Annotated in this window: 4 protein-coding genes and 2 pseudogenes; all 6 read left to right on the top strand. The window is 50.4% G+C overall.

Annotation, left to right across the window (positions count from 1 at the left end):
- Nucleotides 1-223 (top strand): annotated as a pseudogene (locus RDN66_RS01810) (30S ribosomal protein S3); the annotation flags it as partial.
- 12 nt (nucleotides 224-235) lie between these two features.
- Nucleotides 236-646, top strand: a complete 411-nt coding sequence (rplP, locus tag RDN66_RS01815; protein WP_000941208.1) for a 50S ribosomal protein L16 — start codon at nucleotides 236-238, stop codon at nucleotides 644-646.
- Nucleotides 646-837: a 50S ribosomal protein L29 gene (rpmC, locus tag RDN66_RS01820; RefSeq protein ID WP_000644742.1), complete on the top strand. Its 192-nt coding sequence runs from the start codon at nucleotides 646-648 to the stop codon at nucleotides 835-837. Before rplP ends, rpmC begins: the two co-directional genes overlap by 1 nt.
- The gene (gene rpsQ, locus RDN66_RS01825; RefSeq protein WP_003031120.1) at nucleotides 837-1,091 is read left to right on the top strand and encodes a 30S ribosomal protein S17; all 255 of its coding nucleotides are present in this window, start codon (nucleotides 837-839) and stop codon (nucleotides 1,089-1,091) included. The genes rpmC and rpsQ overlap by 1 nt, the downstream gene beginning before the upstream one ends.
- Nucleotides 1,092-1,254: 163 nt before the next feature.
- Nucleotides 1,255-1,626 (top strand): 50S ribosomal protein L14, encoded by a 372-nt coding sequence (gene rplN, locus RDN66_RS01830; protein ID WP_000613954.1) that lies wholly within the window; start codon nucleotides 1,255-1,257, stop codon nucleotides 1,624-1,626.
- A 10-nt stretch (nucleotides 1,627-1,636) separates the two neighbouring features.
- Nucleotides 1,637-1,700 (top strand): annotated as a pseudogene (gene rplX, locus RDN66_RS01835) (50S ribosomal protein L24); the annotation flags it as partial.

The following is a 1,700-nucleotide window of genomic DNA, read 5'->3' on the forward strand; positions in this document are numbered from 1 at the left end:
GGAAATCGCACGTACCGAATGGTACCGCGAAGGTCGCGTACCTCTGCACACTCTGCGTGCTGACATCGACTACAACACCTCTGAAGCGCACACCACTTACGGTGTAATCGGCGTTAAAGTGTGGATCTTCAAAGGCGAGATCCTGGGTGGTATGGCTGCTGTTGAACAACCGGAAAAACCGGCTGCGCAACCTAAAAAGCAGCAGCGTAAAGGCCGTAAATAAGGAGCGTCGCTGATGTTACAACCAAAGCGTACAAAATTCCGTAAAATGCACAAAGGCCGTAACCGCGGTCTGGCTGCTGGCGCGGATGTTAGCTTCGGCAGCTTCGGTCTGAAAGCTGTTGGCCGTGGTCGTCTGACTGCCCGTCAGATCGAAGCAGCACGTCGTGCTATGACCCGTGCAGTTAAGCGTCAAGGTAAGATCTGGATCCGTGTATTCCCGGACAAACCGATCACTGAAAAGCCGCTGGCAGTGCGTATGGGTAAAGGTAAAGGTAACGTGGAGTATTGGGTTGCCTTGATTCAGCCGGGTAAAGTCCTGTATGAAATGGACGGCGTACCGGAAGAGCTGGCCCGTGAAGCATTCAAGCTGGCAGCAGCGAAACTGCCGATTAAAACCACCTTTGTAACTAAGACGGTGATGTAATGAAAGCAAAAGAGCTGCGTGAGAAGAGTGTTGAAGAGCTGAACACCGAGCTGCTGAATCTGCTGCGTGAGCAGTTCAACCTGCGTATGCAGGCTGCAAGTGGCCAGCTGCAACAGTCTCACCTGTTGAAGCAAGTGCGTCGTGACGTCGCACGCGTTAAGACTTTACTGACTGAGAAGGCGGGTGCGTAATGACCGATAAAATCCGTACTCTGCAAGGTCGCGTTGTTAGCGATAAAATGGAGAAATCCATCGTTGTTGCTATCGAACGTTTTGTGAAACACCCGATCTACGGTAAATTCATTAAGCGTACGACCAAACTGCACGTACATGACGAGAACAACGAATGCGGTACTGGTGACGTGGTTGAAATCCGCGAATGCCGTCCGCTGTCCAAGACCAAGTCCTGGACGCTGGTTCGCGTTGTAGAGAAAGCCGTTCTGTAATACAGTAGGCATTCTCAACGAATAAACGGCTCAGCGATGAGCCGTTTATTTTTTCTACCCATATCGTTGAAGCGGTGTTATAATGCCGCGCCCCCGATATGGGGCTTTTTTAACGACCTGATTTTCGGGTCTCAGTAGTAGTTGACATTAGCGGAGCACTAAAATGATCCAAGAACAGACTATGCTGAACGTCGCCGACAACTCCGGTGCACGTCGCGTAATGTGTATCAAGGTTCTGGGTGGCTCGCACCGTCGCTACGCAGGCGTAGGCGACATCATCAAGATCACCATCAAGGAAGCAATTCCACGTGGTAAGGTCAAAAAAGGTGATGTGCTGAAGGCGGTAGTGGTGCGCACCAAGAAGGGTGTTCGTCGCCCGGACGGTTCTGTCATTCGCTTCGATGGTAATGCATGCGTTATTTTAAACAATAACAGCGAGCAACCTATCGGTACGCGTATTTTTGGGCCGGTAACTCGTGAACTTCGTAACGAGAAGTTCATGAAAATTATCTCTCTGGCACCAGAAGTACTCTAAGGAGCGAATCATGGCAGCGAAAATCCGTCGTGATGACGAAGTTATCGTGTTAACCGGTAAAGATAAAGGTAAAC

The organism is uncultured Kluyvera sp., assembly GCF_902485085.1.
GTDB classification, from domain to species: domain Bacteria; phylum Pseudomonadota; class Gammaproteobacteria; order Enterobacterales; family Enterobacteriaceae; genus Kluyvera; species Kluyvera ascorbata.